This window comes from Saccharopolyspora sp. NPDC050389 (assembly GCF_040655595.1).
GTDB lineage: Bacteria > Actinomycetota > Actinomycetes > Mycobacteriales > Pseudonocardiaceae > Saccharopolyspora.
In genome coordinates this window covers 1-17929 of the sequence record NZ_JBFAKG010000144.1, presented here as the reverse complement: position 1 = coordinate 17929, position 17929 = coordinate 1, and the positions used below count along the sequence as shown (strand labels likewise).

At 69.7% G+C, this 17929-nt stretch carries 14 protein-coding genes; 9 read left to right on the top strand and 5 right to left on the bottom strand.

Annotation, left to right across the window (positions count from 1 at the left end):
- Positions 1 to 286 precede the first annotated feature (286 nt).
- The gene (locus tag AB0I53_RS46395; protein WP_358616741.1) at positions 287 to 1555 is read right to left on the bottom strand and encodes a type VII secretion protein EccE; all 1269 of its coding nucleotides are present in this window, start codon (positions 1553 to 1555) and stop codon (positions 287 to 289) included.
- A 145-nt stretch (positions 1556 to 1700) separates the two neighbouring features.
- Between AB0I53_RS46395 and AB0I53_RS46390 the strand changes: the two genes are divergently transcribed.
- The 4 genes from AB0I53_RS46390 to AB0I53_RS46375 all read left to right on the top strand — a co-directional run bounded on the left by AB0I53_RS46390 (position 1701) and on the right by AB0I53_RS46375 (position 8066).
- Entirely contained in the window at positions 1701 to 3731 is a 2031-nt protein-coding gene (locus AB0I53_RS46390) for a fibronectin type III domain-containing protein (protein WP_358616738.1), read from the top strand.
- Positions 3732 to 3811: 80 nt separating this feature from the next.
- Positions 3812 to 4765: a MoxR family ATPase gene (locus tag AB0I53_RS46385; protein ID WP_358616736.1), complete on the top strand. Its 954-nt coding sequence runs from the start codon at positions 3812 to 3814 to the stop codon at positions 4763 to 4765.
- Positions 4766 to 4767: 2 nt separating this feature from the next.
- Positions 4768 to 5889, top strand: coding sequence for a DUF58 domain-containing protein (locus AB0I53_RS46380; RefSeq protein ID WP_358616733.1), 1122 nt, complete (start codon positions 4768 to 4770; stop codon positions 5887 to 5889).
- Positions 5886 to 8066 (top strand): transglutaminaseTgpA domain-containing protein, encoded by a 2181-nt coding sequence (locus tag AB0I53_RS46375; RefSeq protein WP_358616730.1) that lies wholly within the window; start codon positions 5886 to 5888, stop codon positions 8064 to 8066. Before AB0I53_RS46380 ends, AB0I53_RS46375 begins: the two co-directional genes overlap by 4 nt.
- Before the next feature lie 85 nt (positions 8067 to 8151).
- Here the strand turns inward: AB0I53_RS46375 and AB0I53_RS46370 are convergent, their stop codons facing one another.
- Together AB0I53_RS46370 and AB0I53_RS46365 are read right to left on the bottom strand one after the other, a co-directional pair.
- Positions 8152 to 8328, bottom strand: a complete 177-nt coding sequence (locus tag AB0I53_RS46370) for a hypothetical protein (RefSeq protein WP_358616727.1) — start codon at positions 8326 to 8328, stop codon at positions 8152 to 8154.
- A gap of 3 nt (positions 8329 to 8331) precedes the next feature.
- Entirely contained in the window at positions 8332 to 8733 is a 402-nt protein-coding gene (locus AB0I53_RS46365; protein ID WP_358616725.1) for a hypothetical protein, read from the bottom strand.
- Positions 8734 to 8894: 161 nt separating this feature from the next.
- Here AB0I53_RS46365 and AB0I53_RS46360 point away from each other — a divergent pair, with 161 nt between their 5' ends.
- Entirely contained in the window at positions 8895 to 9665 is a 771-nt protein-coding gene (locus tag AB0I53_RS46360; RefSeq protein ID WP_358616722.1) for a helix-turn-helix domain-containing protein, read from the top strand.
- Between the two features lie 173 nt (positions 9666 to 9838).
- On the opposite strand, the gene AB0I53_RS46355 is transcribed toward AB0I53_RS46360, so the two are convergent.
- Positions 9839 to 11056, bottom strand: coding sequence for a cytochrome P450 (locus AB0I53_RS46355; RefSeq protein ID WP_358616719.1), 1218 nt, complete (start codon positions 11054 to 11056; stop codon positions 9839 to 9841).
- A 158-nt stretch (positions 11057 to 11214) separates the two neighbouring features.
- Here AB0I53_RS46355 and AB0I53_RS46350 point away from each other — a divergent pair, with 158 nt between their 5' ends.
- Both AB0I53_RS46350 and AB0I53_RS46345 read left to right on the top strand, forming a co-directional pair.
- Positions 11215 to 12480, top strand: coding sequence for an FAD-dependent oxidoreductase (locus AB0I53_RS46350; RefSeq protein WP_358616717.1), 1266 nt, complete (start codon positions 11215 to 11217; stop codon positions 12478 to 12480).
- A 102-nt stretch (positions 12481 to 12582) separates the two neighbouring features.
- Positions 12583 to 13215, top strand: coding sequence for a helix-turn-helix domain-containing protein (locus tag AB0I53_RS46345; RefSeq protein WP_358493660.1), 633 nt, complete (start codon positions 12583 to 12585; stop codon positions 13213 to 13215).
- Between the two features lie 137 nt (positions 13216 to 13352).
- On the opposite strand, the gene AB0I53_RS46340 is transcribed toward AB0I53_RS46345, so the two are convergent.
- Positions 13353 to 14861: a protein kinase gene (locus AB0I53_RS46340; protein WP_358616714.1), complete on the bottom strand. Its 1509-nt coding sequence runs from the start codon at positions 14859 to 14861 to the stop codon at positions 13353 to 13355.
- 107 nt (positions 14862 to 14968) lie between these two features.
- Here AB0I53_RS46340 and eccD point away from each other — a divergent pair, with 107 nt between their 5' ends.
- Both eccD and eccB read left to right on the top strand, forming a co-directional pair.
- Positions 14969 to 16345, top strand: coding sequence for a type VII secretion integral membrane protein EccD (gene eccD, locus AB0I53_RS46335; RefSeq protein ID WP_358616711.1), 1377 nt, complete (start codon positions 14969 to 14971; stop codon positions 16343 to 16345).
- A 4-nt stretch (positions 16346 to 16349) separates the two neighbouring features.
- Complete coding sequence (gene eccB, locus AB0I53_RS46330) at positions 16350 to 17789, top strand: type VII secretion protein EccB (protein ID WP_358616708.1); 1440 nt, start codon at positions 16350 to 16352, stop codon at positions 17787 to 17789.
- Positions 17790 to 17929 lie beyond the last annotated feature (140 nt).

Below are 17929 nucleotides of genomic sequence, written 5' to 3'. Positions count from 1 at the left end.
TTCTCGCTGTGGGATCCCCGACATCATGAATGCCAATTCACCACGTCGGGGCTGTCCTCGCGAGAAGGCCTCTGAGAACCCGCGGCGGTGCAAGCGGCGTGGGTGGGCTAAGCGGCTGCGCCGCTTCAAGTGCAAAACGCCCGCGTTACTACATCCGCACGTCACCACATCCAAAACAGCCTCTATAGCAACCCAAAGTACTCACGGGCACTCACCTGGCGAAACGTTCGTCCAGGGCGGAACGTGCGGCGCCAGTGGTGTCCTAACAGGACGTTCGTGCCCGGTGTCAGCGGTGTTGGCGTGCGTCCGAGAGGCCGATCGGCAAGGTGGCCGCCACTCCCTGGACATGCCGGCCGTCGAGGCGTTTCATGCCGATGCCCCATTCGCGGGCCAGCCGGGTCAGCGCCTGCGTTGTGTGCTCCAGCGCCGGGAGGTTCGCCGCCGCTATGCGCAACGTCGCGTCCACCTGGGGTTCGGTTTCGGTTGTCGACCTGCGTGCCGTGACGGCGATCGTCAGCGCTGAGTGCGGAGCGGCCGTGAGCAAGCGGTGCAGCGCCTGCGTTGCGACCGTTGGGGAAAGGCCTGCCCAGCCACCGAGTTCGAAGGTCGCCTGCGAGACCGGTCCGGCGTGCCAGAGGCGCCATTGTTCCCGGATGCGGCCGCGATCGGCCGTGACGTGAGCGAGCGAGGAGATGGCGCCGAGGACGTCGTTCTCGGTGAGTCCTCTGGTGGGTGTGCCGTCGCGGCGGAGCTGGCGCTTCACCCGCCGGACGGCGTTGCCGAGCGCCCGTTGGACGTCTGCGTCCCGATGCACCTCGACCGTGCGCAGCACCTGCAGGGTGAGCCAGACGCGCGGTGCGTGCGCCTGGCTGAACCCGGCGTGGTGCACCACCTGCACGGCGAACGCCGGTGCCTGCTCGTTCAGCGGTGGCAGCATCATCTCGGGCGGTGGCATCGGCTTTGGGGCGCGCGTGGTCGATCTCGGTTGCAGCACCGCGGCGATCCCAGCGGCCCGGCTGACCATCGACACCGTCTCGTCGCCGACGTCGTCCACGATCCACACCGCTTCCGGCGAGATCAGGCGCAGCAGCGCGCGCCCGGCCTCGTCCGCGTTCCGCAGATCCCGGTCTCGCTTGCGCAGCAAGTACTTCGACGACAACGCGAGCCATTCGTACAGCCAGCGGCCGCGGACGCGAACCGCCGTCAGCGCCAGGATCATCGCGGCCACGACGACGACCGCGGCGATCGCGGGCCACGGCCGGCCGATGACCAGCACGACCGCGATCAGCACGAGCTGCCAGTAAATGACCTGCAGCACCCCGATCCCGCCGAGCGGGCGAGCGGGCATCGCGCGTCGTCGTGCCTCGACCTGCCGAGCGGCAGCCGCGACCGCCGATTGTGGCTGCCGGCCGACAGGTTGAGCGGCGAAGGAAGCATCCGCGGTTGCGGCCGGGTGCGCGGTCATCGCCGGTTGCCAAACCGGAGTCGCTCGTGGTTGCGGGATCGCCGGTGCGTCGATTCGCACGCCGGCTCGGGTCGCGCCTGGATCGGTCACCGTGCTGCCTCCTCGTGCCTTCCCCCGGGCCCAGTCTCCACAGGGAAAATGAGGATTTGGTGACAGCGGATCGCGCGTGCGCACCTCGCGTCCGAAGTTGGTGATTATCATCAAATCTTCATCGACCGCTTGTTAATGTCATCGGGTGACTGACGACAAGTCCGGCTCGAAATCCCCGGCTCTGCAGCGGTTAAGCGCCGCGGCGCGCGGCCGCGCGGCGATCGCGCTGCTGGTCGCCGGCTGCCTGGGACTGGTCGGCCTGGCCGTTACCGGACAGGCGTCGGTTCCGCCTGGCCTGCAGTTCATCCAGGTCGGTCACTGGGTCTACAACAGCACTTCGCAGGCAGCGTTCCACGTCGACGGGTCGACCGGCCAGGTGGATGCGCGGGCGAACGTGCCCGGTGCCGAGCAGGGCAGCCAGGTCGTGCAGGGCGAGCGCTCCGGATATGTCGTCGAGCGGTCGCGGATCACGGAGTTCAGCAAGTCGACGCTCAGCGTCGAGAACAGCGTCACCCCACCGGCCACCGAGCAGCCGGTCGTGCTGGAGGTCGCGGGCGGCCCGTACCTGGTCTACCGCAACGCGGGCCGGATAGCCCGCCTCGGCGACCCGACGGCCACCGTCCCGGCGGGCGGCCCGCTGTCCACGCCGGTGGCGACCTCCGACGGAACGGTGTGGCTGCACCGGATCGACACCGGTTCGATCTGCCAGCTGCCGCGCGGCGCCACCAGGCTGGCCTGCCCCGCGGAGTTGCCCAAGGGCCACGGCGGCGCGCTGGCCGTCGTCGGCGACCGGCCGGTGGTGATCGACACCACGGCGGACACGCTGCACACCATCAGCGGTGACGGGCTCGGCGATTCCGCCGACATCGGCCTCAAACTGCCGCCCACGGCCCAGGTGGCCAACAGCGCCGTCGACGGGCGGCTCGCCGTCGTCGACCCGGACCGCAAGCAGCTGCACCTGATCGGCACCGCCGGGTTGGAGAAGAACGGCCCGGTCGCCCGGCCCGTCTCGGTGGACCTGCCCAAGGAAGGCAAGATCGCCGGACCCGTCGCGGCCTCGCACGTCGTCATGGTGGTCGACGAGACCCGGCACGAAGTGCTCACCTACGACAGCAAGGGCCAGCTGAAGAGCTCCAAGAAGCTTCCGGAGAACGGCGAACCGCCGCGACCGGCGCTGGGCGAGGACAACCGGATCTACGTCGACACCTCGGACGGCTCGCGGGTGCTGGTGGTCGACGGCGAGGACGGATCGGCGGCCGAGGTGTCCATCGACGACGCCGCCCGCAACGGGACGGCCGACGAGGCGACCACCGAGGACCCACCGGACTCGGAGCCGCTGGTGCCGGGCGTGCTGTCGGATGTCGTCGCGGCCGCGACGCCGCCCGGCGCGCCCCGCAACGTCAAGGCGGTCGCCGGCGACGGCTCGGCCACGGTGACCTGGGGCGCCGCCGCGAACAACGGCGCGCGGATCACCAGGTACCGGCTGAGCTGGCCGGGTGGGTCGACCACGGTCGACGGGTCGGCGTCGAGCGCCACCGTGAGCGGGCTGACCAACGGCAAGTCCTACGTGATCACCGTGACGGCGGAGAACTCGGCGGGCCGCGGCTCGGGCGCCAGCGCCAAGGCGGTGGTGCCGGGGCGCGCGGCCGAAGCGCCGAAGGTCACCGCGAAGGCGGGCGCCGACGGGCGGGTCTCGGTGACGTGGACCGAACCCGAACGCCACGGGGCGGAGCTGGTGCACTACCTGGTGAGCGCGTCCGGCAAGGGCGAACGCGAGGTTTCCGGCCAGAGCACGGAATTCCAGGGGATCACGGGCACCACCACCATCACGGTCCGCGCAGTCACCCGGTACGGCCCGTCCGGTTCTCCCGTGCTCAAGGGGAATCCCGGCAAGCAGAGCGTCACCGTGCCGTCGGGCCCGCCCACCGTGGAGATCACCGGGGTGCGGGGCGATGGCAACAACAGGCTGATCGTGAGCGTCAACGCCGACGCCAAGGGCTCGTCGGCTACCTGCGAGGCGCGCTTCATCGAATTCCTGTCGGCTTCCGCGGCCTGCGACGGGCCTTCCGAGATCGTCTTCAACAACGTCTTCTGGGCCGGCAGCATCAAGATCACGGTCAACATGACGACCCCGGCGGGCCAGGCCACGGACAGCTGGACGGGAGCGCCGGGATAGCCGGGCGGAGCCGGGGAGTCGTGTTCTGATCGGGCCGGCGCCGCCGGCGGGTTTGCGTCGAGGAAGGGCGAGGAACTGCTGTGACACCCACCCCCAAGGTCACCTACGACCTCATCGCCGAGAACGTGCAGGTGGTGATGCGTGGCAAGGAGGACATCGTCCGGCTCGCGGTGGCCGCCCTGTTCGCCGAGGGTCACCTGCTGATCGAGGACGTGCCAGGGGTCGGGAAGACGACCATGGCGCGGTGCATCGCGGCCAGCATCGGCGGCCGGTGGAGCCGCATCCAGTTCACCCCGGACCTGCTGCCCGGCGACATCACCGGCGTGATGGTGTACCACCAGAACGCCGAGCGGTTTCAGTTCCACCCCGGCGCGATCTTCGCCAACGTGGTGCTGGCGGACGAGATCAACCGGGGCACGCCGAAGACCCAGGCCGCGCTGCTGGAAGTGATGGCCGAACGCCGGGTGACCGTCGACTCGGTCAGCCAGGACGTGCCCCGGCCGTTCTTCGTCGTGGCCACGCAGAACCCGATCGAGATGGAAGGCACCTACCGGTTGCCCGAGGCGCAGCTGGACCGGTTCCTGATGCGCCTGTCCGTCGACTACCCGGATCACGACGCCGAGGTGCGCGTGGTGATGGGCGACTGCGCCGGGGTGAGCCCGGACGAGCTGCAGCCGGTGATCGACATCGACGGCGTGCAGCAGGTGATCGCCGAGGTGCGGAAGTCGCGCCTGGCCACCGAGATCATCTCCTACGCGGTGCGGCTGGCCGCGGCGAGCCGGACTCATCCGGCGGTCCGCTACGGCGCCAGCCCGCGCGGCAGCATCGCCCTGATCCGGGCGGCCCAGGCGCTCGCCGCCACCTACGGCCGCGACTTCGTGACCCCGGACGACGTGAAGGACGTGGCGGTCCCGGTGCTCGCTCATCGCCTCGTGCTCACCCCAGACGCGGAGCTGAGCCAGCGGAAGGCGAGCGACGTGGTGGCGGAGCTGCTGGCCGACACCGCCGTGCCGACGGATCCGGCGAGGAGGTAGGAGTGCGGCTGACCCGCCGCGGCCTCCTCGTTCTTCTCGGGGCCGCAACCTGTTTCGTCTTCGGCGAGGTGGCCGGGTATCCGTTGTTCCGGGCGCTGGCCGGGGTCGCGGTGGGCGCGGTGCTGGCCGCCGTGGCCACCACCCTGTTCCAGCCGAAGGTGGAGGTCGTCCGGTCCGTCACCCCGGACCGGGTCGAGCGGGGCGAGCCCGCGCTGGCGTCCCTGGTGGTCCGCAACGACACCACTCGCCGGCACGGCGGCTTCGCCGCGGGCGATCGGGTCGGCACCGAGGTGAACGAGGTGCAGGTCCGCCCGCTCGCGCCCGGCGCGGAGGCCACGTACCACTACGAGCTGCTCACCACGGCGCGCGGCCGGCTCCCGGTCGGCCCGCTCGTGCTGAGCCGGTTCGATCCCTTCGGCCTCGCCCACGGCGACCGGACCGCGGGCGGCACCGCGCACCTGTGGGCGCATCCGCGCCGGCACCAGGTGCGCCCGGCGCGGGCCGGCTACCCGCGGCATCACCACGACGGGCCGATCACCGATCCACCGCTGCGCGGTTCGGCGGACCTGCGCGCCGTCCGGCCGTACGTGATCGGTGACGAGGTGCGCCTCCTGCACTGGAAGGCGACGGCCCGGACCGGTCAGCTCATGGTGCGCGAGTACGCCGACCCGGCGCAGTTGCGGTTCACCGCCGTGCTCGACAACCGGCCCGCCGCGATGAGCCCGGCCGTCTTCGAGGAAGCCGTCGAGGTGGCGGCCTCGCTGCTCTGCGCGTCGGCGTCGGCCGGGCAGCACTGCCGGCTGATCACCTCCAACGGCATCGACACGCCGGTCGACAGCGGCCTGCGGGCGGTCAGGTCGCTGCTGGACGAGTTGTGCCTGGTCGGCCAGGACGCGGCGGCGGATGCGCCGCTCGTGCCGGCCGCGCTCGCCGCGACGCGGCCCGGCGGCATCCTGGTGATCATCACCGGGCCGGACGCCGACGTCGCCGCGCACCGCTGGCGGCCGGACGTGCTGGTCCGGCTCGGCGCCCGGCAGTCGTCGGCGGGCAACGGGCTGATCGCCGCGTCGGACGCGGCCGATGCCGCCGCGAAGTGGAACGCCTTGCAGGCGGGTCCGGCATGACCGCGCGCAACCGGCTGGCGATTGCCGGACTGCTCTGCGCCGCAGCGGTTTCCGGGCTGCTGTTCGCACCGGTCTTCGGCTTGGCACCGCTGATCGTCCCGGTGCTCGTCGTGGTGCTCGTCGGCTACGGCTGCGTCGAACTTGCCGCGCGGTGGCCGGAACTGGCGCCGTGGCGGCCGTTTCTGGTGCTGCTGGCGGCTCTTCTCGGGCTGATCGAGTCGGTTCTGTTCCCGACCACCGTCGTTGGCCTGCCCACCGGGGACACGCTGCGGGTTCTGGGGCGCGGGTTGACCGAGGGCTGGCTGCTCAGCCTGCAGTCGACCTGGCCCGCCAGGCCGGATGCCGAGCAGTTGTTGTTCGTGCCGCTGGCGGTGCTGTTCGCCGTCGTGCTCGGCCTGGAGTTGTTGCTGCGGCTGCGAAAGCCGATGGCGGCGTTGCTGCCGAGCCTGGCGGTGGTCGCACTCGGCCAGGCGTACCAGGCGCTGACTGGGCTCGCCGCGCTGCTGGCCGCGATCGCTTACGCCGTCCCGGCCGGCGTGCTGCTCTGGGCGGAGCGCCCCGGGCGGCCGGCTGCCCGGCCGCGCGGGGCGCTCCAGCCGGGTCGACGGCCGTCCAGGGCGCGGATTCTGCTTGTGGCGCCCACGGTTGTCGGGGTGGTGGCAGGCTCCGTCATCATCGGTGGCTTCGATCCGGTCGGCGGCGATCCGTACCGCCTGGCGGACGGCAGGTTGGTGCCGCTGCGGCAGAACCGGCTCAGCAATCCGCTGGACCAGATCGCGGAACGCCTGGCCGACCGCGACCGGGAGGTGTTCCGCTACCGCAGCGATGCGCCGGTCGACCGGTGGCGTTTGGTGGTGCTGGACGGCTTCGACGGATCCAACTGGTCGACCGACGCGCGGTTGCGCCGGATGGGAACCGGCCTCGACGGGGTGCCGGGCGGCACCGCGGGCACGGCCGACCTGCGGGTGCGGGGCGGGCTTGGCCCGTGGTTGCCGAGCCAGCCGGTCCCGGTGGGCGTGACCGGGCTCGCGCCGCTGGTGGATCAGTCCTCAGGCGCGCTGCTGGTGGATCAGCCGGTGCCCGCAGGCCAGGCGATCTCCTACCGGCTGAGCTGGTCCACGCCCCAGATCGATGCGGCGCGGCTCGGTGTCGCCCCGGTCGATCCCCAGGCGGGCGGGCTCGGCGGTGTCGGCGTCGTGCCTCCGGAAATCGCCCAGCTGGCCAGGGATTCGGTGCGCGGACTACGCCCAACGTTCCAGGCGGCGCTGCAACTCGACCGGTTCCTCAGCCAGAACTACCAGGTCGCGGTCGGCGAAGACCTGCCGACCGGGCACGGCTGGCCGCAGCTGCGGCACTTTCTCGTCGAGAGCAAGCGCGGGACGAGTGAGCAGTTCGCCGCCGCGTACGTGCTCCTGGCGAGGTTGAACGGGATCCCGGCCCGGCTGGTCGTCGGGTTCCGCGGCTCGAACAAGGCCGAGGGCGACTTCAAGGTGGTGCGAAACGGCGACGTGCTGGCGTGGCCGGAGGTGGCGGTCGAGGGCGTCGGCTGGGTGCCGCTGGACCCGACCGCGACCGCTGCCCAGTCCGGCCGGGAGCAGTTCGGCCTGGCCATGGCGGCCGCGCAGGCCCGGCAGCAGTTGCCGCCTGAGAACCAGCTGCGCCCGCCCCAGCTGCCGCCGGGGCAGCAGGAGGAGGCGGATGAGCAGGCGTCCGGCGCCGATCCGCTGCAGTGGGGAGTGGTGGCTTCCGTCGCTGGGCTCTTGCTTCTGCTTGCCTGCTGGTTGGTCGGCGTGCCGCTGGCGAAGGCCGTGCGCGCCCAGCGCAGGAGGCGCTTGGCCGGGGCCGATGGCGTGATGGGTGCGTGGGCGGAAGCTCGCGACCGGATTCGCGCGCACGGCGTGCCGTACCGGATTGGGATGACACCGCGAGATCTGGCCGAATCGGCGGGCGCGATGATCGGGGAGCGAACGGCGGAGCCGGTGGCAAGGCTGGCGAAGGTGCTGGACATGGCGCTGTGGTCAGGAGTCCCGGTGGCGGACGGCCAACCCCGGCGAGCCTGGGAAGAGGTCCGAGAGGTCCGGCGAGCACTAGCGACCCGCCCACTGTCCACCAGACTGAGAGCGGCACTGGAACTACGCACACTGCTCCCCACAGGCCGCCAGCAAGACCGATCTTGAGGGAGCGGCCGAGAGGTCATCTCGACTTCCGCTGGCTCGCGGCTGCACGCTGCGCTGCGGTGGCGTGCAGCCACCCACGCGCTTTCTAGTCCAGGTCTCGGATGTCGTCCCAGCTGTGATCGACCGGGATCGAGGCCACCCGGTGGTGGTTCTCGTGCACTGGTCCGGTGTCACCGCGCAGGACGTCGATAGCGGAGTCCCCACGTCCCCAGCGGAAGGTGAAGCCGCCCAGGTACAGCCATTGACACGGGAGCTTTGCCATTCGCTAACTCGCAGACGGTGACAACGGGCGGATCAGAACCGGACGAGCCAGCCTCTCCGGCAAGAAGCACTCATGAGCCGGTTCCTGGATGCAGAACGGTGCTTGCGGGTGTGTTGGCGCTGGAAGCGCCAGAATCGCCCGGAGCGTCCACAGTGGCGTTGCGTGGTATTGGTAAGCCACGGCCTGCGGGTTGAACACCCCAGCGCTGTCCGGCGTGGGCACGCGGTACGCGGTGGCCTGGTCCTGGCTGCGGAGGATGAAGACGTCGGCGCAGTCCTGCGGGTGCTGGAACATCGAGGCCATGAGCTGAGGGGCGTCCTCCGGACCCCAGCGAATCAGGGTCCAACCCCGCAAGCGCAACTCGGTGAGCAGCTCCTTCAGCTCAAGCGACAACGGTTCGCTCATCGCAACCCCCAAGGCACGGGCCACTTCCGCAGGTCCACCCGTTTCCTCTGCTTCCGCATGGCGGCCCACTCGCGCCGGTACTGACGCCTTTCCAGCAAGCGTTTCCACATCGCGCCTCCCGATCTCTGGAAAGACAACCCCGCCTACTGGTCAAGGGAGAGGTGTCTTTCTGTAGTATTCGGATCACTGGGAGTGACTCGGAAGCTTCTGGGGGTCTACAGGTGTCTTCTGCCGGTGATGAGGTCGGTGCCGAACTTCGGTCCGCGCGGGTTGACGCAGGGATCAGCCTTGCGCAGATGGCGCGACTCACGAACTACTCCAAGCCCTACCTCGGGCTGATCGAGACTGGTCGGCGGCCGATCACGGTAGATATCGTGGTGGCGTACGAACGCGAACTCGGCCCGTTGGGAGACGACATGCTGCGTCGCCGGGACATCACGCACCCTCGCACCATGAAGGCTGACCGACCGACGCTCACCGAGCTGGCACGTTCGATCGACAGCGGCGACCCCGGCGTGTTGGCAACCGCGCCATCCAGTCGCGCCGTCGACTTCTTCCTCGCGTCGAAGCTCGGTGAGTCGGGGGCGAACCACCTGCGGGAGTGGGTCCGCACCGGGAAGACGTCGACGCTGCGCGCGAACGCGCTCGCGGTGCTTTCGAAGATGTCGATGCGCGAGGACATCGAGCTCATCGTGGATTGCTTGGAGACGGACGAGAAGGTCCGGTTCCTGTCCTTGGCGTCCGAGGTGTCCAAGCTGTTGCAACACGACTGGGAGACGTCCAAGGCGGTTGCGAAAGACCCGACCACCGCCCCGAATCCCCGGAAGCTGGCAAAGGCCCTGACGAAGGAAACCCTCCTGGACTCCGACGCCGAGTCCCGCTGGTGCGGGGCGTACCTGCTCCGGGGGCTCGTCCCCGTACTGGGCAGGTAGGGTCGTTCAGCGCATTCAAGTGGTCTGAACAGCGGAAACTACGCCTCCGTCTAGATTGAGGGTCTCAGAATTCGTGGCGGAATCTCGGAATGCTAGGCGGTGACGTGGCGGATCCGCCACGGTCTTGAGATTCCATTTCGCGCATCGGCTGCTTTCTGGTCGGCCACCGTGGATCACCAAGCGACGGGAAGCCTCTCGACGCCGTGCACGGCTGTCATGCTGCGAAAGCGGATGTCTGCCGGACTAAGCTCGAGCCGGAGCTTGGGGAAGCGCCGCAACAACGCTGGTAGCGCAATCCGTAGCTCCATCCTGGCCAGTGGCGCGCCGATACAGTGGTGGATGCCGTGTCCGAAAGCCACGTGCGGGACCGGTTTCCGTGAGATGTCGAAGTCATCTGGAGCGGTGACAAGACTCAGGTCCCGGTTGGCCATGGGTAGCGACGGAACGACCAGATCGCCGGTGTGCATTTCCTGCCCACCGACGGCGGTGTCCGCCATGACGGTTCGGGGCAGACCAGAGTGCACCGGGGTGAGAAAACGGAGCAGTTCTTCGACGGCATCGTCGACACGCTCGGGCTCGTCGCGGATCGCGGCCAGTTGTTCGGGGTGCTCTAGCAACAGGGCGGTGCCCGTGCCCAGGGCGTTGGCGGTGGTCTCATGCCCCGCAATCAGCAGCACAAGGGCGATACCGACCAGCTCGTCGTGACTGATGTCCTCATCGTGTTCGCGGATGAGCATGCCGATCAGGTCATCATCCGGAGCACTGCGATGCCGGTTGACGAGATCGCTCAGGTAAGAACGAAGAGCAAGGAACGCTTCGGTTCGTTCGTCTTGTGAGGTAGTGAGCTGAAGCTGAACCGACGACAGACGTTGGAACATCTCCCGGTCAGAGTAGGGAACGCCAAGGAGTTCACAGATGACCAGGGAGGGGATGGGCAGCGCGAAGCTCTTGACGAGGTCGAGCGGCGGGCCGGCGCCCTGCATGTCGTCGAGAACGTCGCCGACAACGGCCCGCACCCGAGGCTCCAACACACGCATGCGGCGCATCGTGAACTCCGGGGTGAGCAGCCGGCGCAGACGGGTGTGCTCGGGCGGGTCCTGACCGACCATAAACGACGCCGCGTCGGCGAACTGCAACTCGTCGGAAGGGTCGGCATCGGTTCGCGAGGAGGCGCGATCCGCGTGGCGGACAAGACCCGCGCTGCTGAACCGGTTGGCGTCACCGAGTACCGCACGCACATCCTCGTAGCGGGTGACCAGCCAGGCGGATACACCGAAAGCGGTTTCCGTTCTGGTCGGTCGACCCGTGCGTGCACGTTCAGAAAGTTCGGGTCCTGGGCTGTAGCGCTCGCGCGACATGTTGACCGGACGCGGCGGGGTCGGCGACGTCATCACTCCTCCAATCGAACAGCGGCCGGACCTCTCCCGTACCGCGCTGCTCAGACTCGGTAACCTTACCTGGTAAGTTTACCAAGTAAGCGGCGATCGTGCCGGACCGAATCGAGGAGACCGGGACGGGTACTGCTCGATCGTCTTCCTGGTACTGGCAGATGGGAATCGGTGTCATGACATCCGCATCCGGAACTCGCTCCTTGAAGGTCCTCGTGTGCGGTGGTGGTATCGCGGGACAGGCGACGGCCTACTGGCTCGTGCGAGGTGGTCATCGAGTAGTCGTGGTCGAGCGTTTCCCGGCGCTGCGAGCCACGGGTGCACAGGTCGATCTCCGCGGTCAAGGCATCGAGGCGGTCGAGGCCATGGGGCTTCTCGATGTCGTGAAGAGCAAACTAGTGGACGAAGCCGGCGTCGCCTTTGTGAATGCCCAGGGTAAGACGAGGGCGACGATCATGGCCAACACGTCCGGCCAGGGGCGCCAGACTCTGACGTCCGAGTACGAGATCATGCGTGGAGACCTCGTGCGCATTCTCAACGATGCGACGAAGAACGACGTCGACTACGTCTTCGGGACGAGCGTGGATCGCTTCGAGCAGGATGAGAAGAAGGTCGTCGCTTACTTCTCCGACGGCTCGTCCGACGCGTTCGACCTGCTGATCGGTGCCGATGGGCAAGGGTCGCGCGTCCGTCGAGCCATCTTGCCGGCCGGGACTCCAGAACCGTACTGGCAGATGGGCATCCACATGTCGTATTGGTTCGTTCCGCGCATCGCGTCGGACAGCAACATCCGCGACACCTATAACGCCCCCGGCGGCCGGATGATCATGCGCAGGAGTCACCACCCGGATGAGACTCAGGTGTATTTCGTGCTACGGGAAACATCGGAGGAAGCCTCAGCCACTCATCGCGAGCCGGTCGAACGCCAGAAAGAGTTCTGGGCCGAGCGGTTCCGCGGTGCGGGATGGCAGACCGACCGGTTCATCGAAGGCATGGAGACGACCCCGAGCTTCTACTCCCAGGAGGTCGTGCAGGTCCGTACGGACACCTGGTCCCACGGACGCGTGGCCCTTGTCGGAGATGCCGCGCACTGCGCCTCCCCCTACAGCGGCATGGGGGTCTCCGGCGGTCTGGTCGGCGCCTACGTCCTGGCTGGTGAGATCAACCGACACCCCACTGACCTGCCTCGGGCGCTGGCGAACTACGACACGACACTTCGACCGTTCGTCGACGAGGTTCAGGCCACGGTGAAACCGCGCCTGCTGCGCCTCGGCATGCCCATGAGCCGGTTCGGGATCAACGCCTTCCTCGCCGTCGCGGGACTGGCTACCTTCCTGCGCATCCCCGACCTCGTCGCGCGGTTCTCGAAGGAGGACCGGGGCGGCGATTGGCAGCTCCCCCAAAGCCCTGAACTTCGTGTCCGTTAGGAGTGGCGTTGCCCGGTAGCTTATACGATAGACTTTACTTGATAAGTTTATCGAATAAGTATACTGCGTAAGGATGAAGCGCAGTGAGGGAGCCCTTTTCACATGCCGAATCGAGGAGATCGCGGCGGGTCGAAGACGCGAGCGCGCATCGCTGACGTCGCGAGTGAACTGTTCCTGGAGCGCGGCTTCGACGACGTCACGATCGCCGAGGTCGCCGCAGCCGCCGGTGTGTCCAAGGTGACGGTGTTCTCGCACTTCGAGCGGAAGGAAGACCTCCTGCTCGATCGTCTTCCGGACGTTGTCGACATCGTGCGAACCGCAGTCCGCGAGCGGGCGGACGACACCAGCGCCGTCGAGACGCTCCGTCAGGCCGCCCTCGCACTCGCGGAGGAGCGGCACGTGCTCTCGGGCCTGAACGGGGACATCGAACCGATGATGCGGACCGTCACGGCTTCGCCCGCCTTGATCGCGCGGCTTCGCGCATTCGCGTATGAGATCGAGACAGAGCTGGCCGCCGAGCTCGACACAGACACGACGTTCTCCGGCGACAGCACGTTGGCCGCGGCCCTGCTTGTCGCCGCATACCGGACAGTCGCCGTCGAGACGGTACGACGCCGACTCGCCGGAGACGACCTCACCGACATCGCCACGACGCACCGTCAGCGCCTGAACCAGGCGTTCGACGCCGTCGAACACGGCATCTCAGGCGCTCATCGCAGGGCGCCATCCGCCTGAGATCCCGAACGCCGCGAAAACGACTCGCCGAAGAAATGCCACGACACTGAGACTGATCTTGGTGTCGTCTCTGTGAGACAACAAAAGAAAGCCCAGGTCGCACAAGATCGACATGTCACGCGCGGCGAAACCCTGCACTAGAGGTTGCAGCGGGTGCCTCGGATTGGGATCGGGTCGCTGGTGTAGATGTGCTTTCCGTCCGTGGCCCTCACTTGGAAGCAGTACCTGCGGGCCGGGTCCACCGGCACCACCTTGGTGCGGTCCCGGTTGGCGACCAGGACCATCGTGTCTATCCGCTCGCCCGCTACCACCACCGCGAAGTCGAGGTCGCCGTCCGCTCGCCAGGTCAGCTGGACCTGGTCGCCCCGGTCCTCCGGTGGGGCCACTTCGAGGTTCACGTCCGGCTTCGGGTCGGCCGGCTGCTGCGGTGGGGGAGCGGCGACCGCGGTGGGCGCGGATTCGGCCTGTTCCGCCGGTTCGCTCGACCCGACGAACAGCGGCACGGCCGTCAGGCCCAGGACGACCACGCCGGCGCCGATCAGGATGCCGGTGCGCCGCCGGTTGTGCGGGCGCTTGCCGGGTTTCGACTCGCCACCGAAGGTGTGGACGAGGGTGCGGCCGGGTGTCACCGGTTCGGCCACCGGCGGAGCGTGTCCGGCGGCTACCGGTGGGACGTGTCCGGAGACCGGCAGTGGAGGGTGTCCGGCAGCGACCGGTGGGGCGTGTCCGGCGGTTGGCGGCTGGTGCTGCGCGACCTCGGCGAAGTCGTCGAACTTGGCGGCGGGTTCGTCTTCTTCGTCGTCGACCTCGCCGGAGTCGTGGCCGGGTTCGATCGCGCCGCCGCCCGTCGCTCGCTGGATGTTGGCGAACAACGTCACCAGCATCGCGGCGTCCTGCGGTCGGTCTGCCGGGTCCTTGGCCAGCAGCCGACCGACCACATCGGACAGTTCGGCCGGTACTCCGGCGGCCCGGATCGGGGGCACCGGCTCGCGCAGCACCTGGAGGATCCGCTCGCCGGGCTGCTGCCCGGTGCGGTGCGGGAACGGCGGCGCACCCGTCAGCGCGGTGTGCAGGATCGCGCCCAGCCCGTACAGGTCGGATGCCGCGGAAATGGTGTCCTCGCGCAGCGTTTCGGGGGCGGTGTAGGCCACCGCGTGCATCGGGTCGCGCGGAAACCGGCGGCGCAGCGCCAATCCGAAGTCGGCGAGGACGAACTCGCCGGACCGGCGGTACAGCACGTTGTGCGGCGTCACGCCGCCATGCAAGACGCCCGCCCGGTGCGCCGCGGCGAGCGCGATGGCGACCGCCGACCCGATCGCGAGCACGTCGCGCAGCGTCAGCGCGACGCCGGAGTCGAACAGCCCGGCCACCGAGCCCCGGCACAGCTCCATCCGCACGCCGGAGCGGCCGTCGCGGTGCTTGATCACGGCGTCCACGGGCAGGATCGGCCGCACCTCCCGCAACGCGTCGAGAGCCTTGCGCTCGCGGTCGAGCCACGCCGTGGTGTCGGCGTCGAAACCGTCGGTGAACATCTTGACCGCGACCGCGGTGCCGTCATCGACCAGTCGGCCCGCGTAGACCTTGGCGGTCGGTCCTTCGGCGAGCAGCCTCAGGTCGCCCACCGCGCCGCTGCTCTCGATGCTCATGCGCCCATTCTCCAGGAGTGCGGCCGGTCTGCGGCGAAAGTCGCGCAATGCGGCAGGTTCCTGCCTTCGCCACCCGCGATCGCCCGCCGCGGTCGAAGCTTTCGACCATGCAGACTACCGGCCTGGTCAGAGTGACCATCGCCGCTCCACGGCGGCGAATCGACATGGCGTTGCCAGAGCACGCGGCCGTCGCCGAGCTCCTTCCCGGCCTGCTGGCGCGCGCCGGCGAAGGCCTGGCCGACGATGGCGTCACCGGCGGCGGCTGGCAGCTGCGCAGGGTCGACGGGTCGGCCTTCGACCTGGACCGGACGCTGGGCTCGCACCGGGTGCGGGACGGGGAGGTGCTGCACCTGGCGCCGCGCCGGATCAGCTGGCCGGAGCTGGAGTACGACGACTTGGTGGACGCGATCGCCACCGGCTCCGGCCACACCGGCAGGGCGTGGGGGCCGCGGCACACCCGGGTGGCGGGACTGGCGGCCGGCGCGGCGGCGGTGCTGCTCGGCCTGGTCGCCGTGTTGCGCTCGGGCCCGCCGTGGACATCGCCAGCGTTGTGGGCGTTGGGCACTGCGGTGTTGCTGCTCGCGGCGGGCGTGCTGCTGGCCCGTGCGGTCGGTGATGCCGATGCCGGGGCGGTGCTGGCGGGGGTCGCGCTCCCGTTCGCCTTCGCCGGTGGGGGATTGCTGCTGGCCGGGCGAAATCCGGTGACCGAGCTGTCGGCGGGCCACCTGATGCTCGCCGGTGCGTTGCTGCTGCTGGCGGGCCTGGTGGGTCACCTCGGCGTGACGGCGGCCCAGTCCCTGTTCGCGGGGGCGGTCACCGTCGGCCTGCTCGGGGTGCTCGCCGGTTGGCTGGCCACGATCGACGGGTTGGCGGGCTACCAGGTCGGGGCCGTGGTCGGCGGCGGGCTGCTGGCACTGTCCACAGTGTTCGCTCCGCTGGCGTTGCGGCTCGGCAGGGTGCCGATGCCGGTGCTGCCGCGATCGACGGCGGATCTGGTGCGCGACGATCCACCGCCGCCCCTCGCGCTGGTCCACGCCGCGGTGGCCAGGGCGGACGGGTTGCTCACCGGAATGCTGACCGGGGCGTCGGTCGTGGTGATGTGCTGCCTGGCGACGCTGGTCCGCAGCGCCGATGGGAGCTCGGTGGTGATGGCGGCGGTCCTCGCCGTCGGATTCCTGTTGCGCGCGCGGCTGTACCCGATCCTGCGGCAACGGGTGCCGTTGCTGGTCACCGGGATGTTCGGTGTCGGCTGCCTGGTGGTCGGCCCGGGCGTGACGGCGGTGGGGCTGGTGCTCGCCGGGCCGCTGCTGCTGGTCGTGGCCGCCGCGGCGATCGCGGCCGGCATCCTGCTCAGCACCCGTGCCGCGAACCCGTATCTGGGCCGGTTCGCCGAGTACTTCGAGATCCTGGTGATGGTCGCCATCGTTCCGGTGGCGTGCGCCGTGCTCGGCCTGTACGGCTACGTGCGCGGACTGGGGGGTTGATCGCATGGCGTCGAAACGAGACCAGCTGCAGGCGTACCAGTTCCTCGTCCAGCGGGCGATTTCCGCCCTGGTCACCAGGGAAACCGATCCGGAGCAGCCGCCGTTCCGCAGGCCGACGGGAGCGGTGCTCGCGAGCATCGCGCTGGCCATCGTGTCGCTGGCCTGCGTCGGCGTTTACGGGATGATCGTGCCGGGCGGCAACAACGCCTGGCGCAAGGACGCCGCGGTGATCGTGGAGAAGGAGACCGGCACCCGGTACGTCTACCTGAACGACCGGCTGTACCCGGTCGCCAACTACGCGTCCGCGCTGCTGCTGCTCGGTGATCACCGCGCCACGCAGCAGGTTTCCCGCAATTCCCTCGCCGACGTGCCCCGCGGGCCCCGTATCGGCATCCCGGGCGCGCCCGACGCGCTGCCCGGCCCGGACCGCCTGCTGACCGGCTCCTGGTCGCTGTGCTCGGCACCGGCCAGCGACCTGGCGGGCAGCAGGGTCGAGGAGTCGGTGCTGCTGGCCGGTGCCGAACCGGGCGGTGGTGCAGGGCTGGACGACCAGGCGTTGCTGGTCGAGCTGGCGCCGACAGGGGAGCGGTACCTGATCTGGCGCGGCCGCCGGCACCAGATCAACTCCTACGACGCGGTCGTCGGCACCGGGCTCGCGCTGACGTCCGAGCCGTGGGCCAGGGTGGGGCGGGCCTGGCTGGACGTGCTGCCGGAAGGAGCCCCGATCGAACCGCTCGCGGTGGCACAAGCCGGGGAGCCGTCCGCGGCGGTGCCCGGGCGAACCGACATCCGGGTCGGGATGTTGCTGGTGGTGCAGACCTCGGGCGGCGGGCAGCAGTACTACCTGGCGGAGCGGGACGCTCTGCGGCCGATTACCCAGCTGCAGCACGACATCCAGCTGGCGGACGCGCAGACGATGCTCGCCGCCTACCCCGGCGGGGAGCCGAAGGCGGTTCAGCTGGCACCGTCGCTGGCGGCCACGGCGCGGCGGCTCGATCCGGTCGTGGCGGCCGCGGGCTCGGCGCCGGCGACGCGGCCGGAGGTCGCTCGGTTGCGGGACCGGGAGGCCACGGTGTGCGCCACCTTCGGTCAGGGCGGGGCGGTGCCCCTGCTGGTGGTCGATCCGGTGCTGCCGCCGGCAGATCCGATGACCGCGACCACGCGCCGGAGCGCGAACGGGACGCCGCTGGCCGACCGGGTGCACGTGCCGCCTGGGTGGGCCGCCGTGGTCGAGGCGATGCCGTCGGAGCAGGCCCCGGCGGGCACGCTGACCGTGGTCACGGACATGGGGCGCCGCTACCCGGTGGCGACACCGGAGGTGCTGCGGATGCTCGGCTACAGCTCGGCCCGCCCGGTGCGGCTGCCCGCGGGCCTGGTGGCCCGCCTGCCGGAAGGCCCGGCCCTGGACCCCAACACCGCCATGCGCCAAGCCCCGGCCGGATAACGCCCTGCCGGAGGGGGGAAGCGAACTGCGCCGGTCAGCGGGAACGCTGACCGGCGCAGTGCTGTCGAGCGAGCCGGGCTGCGAACGCAACGGGGCCGTGAGTCTTTTGGGTTGCTATAGCAGCCCAAAAGACTCACGGC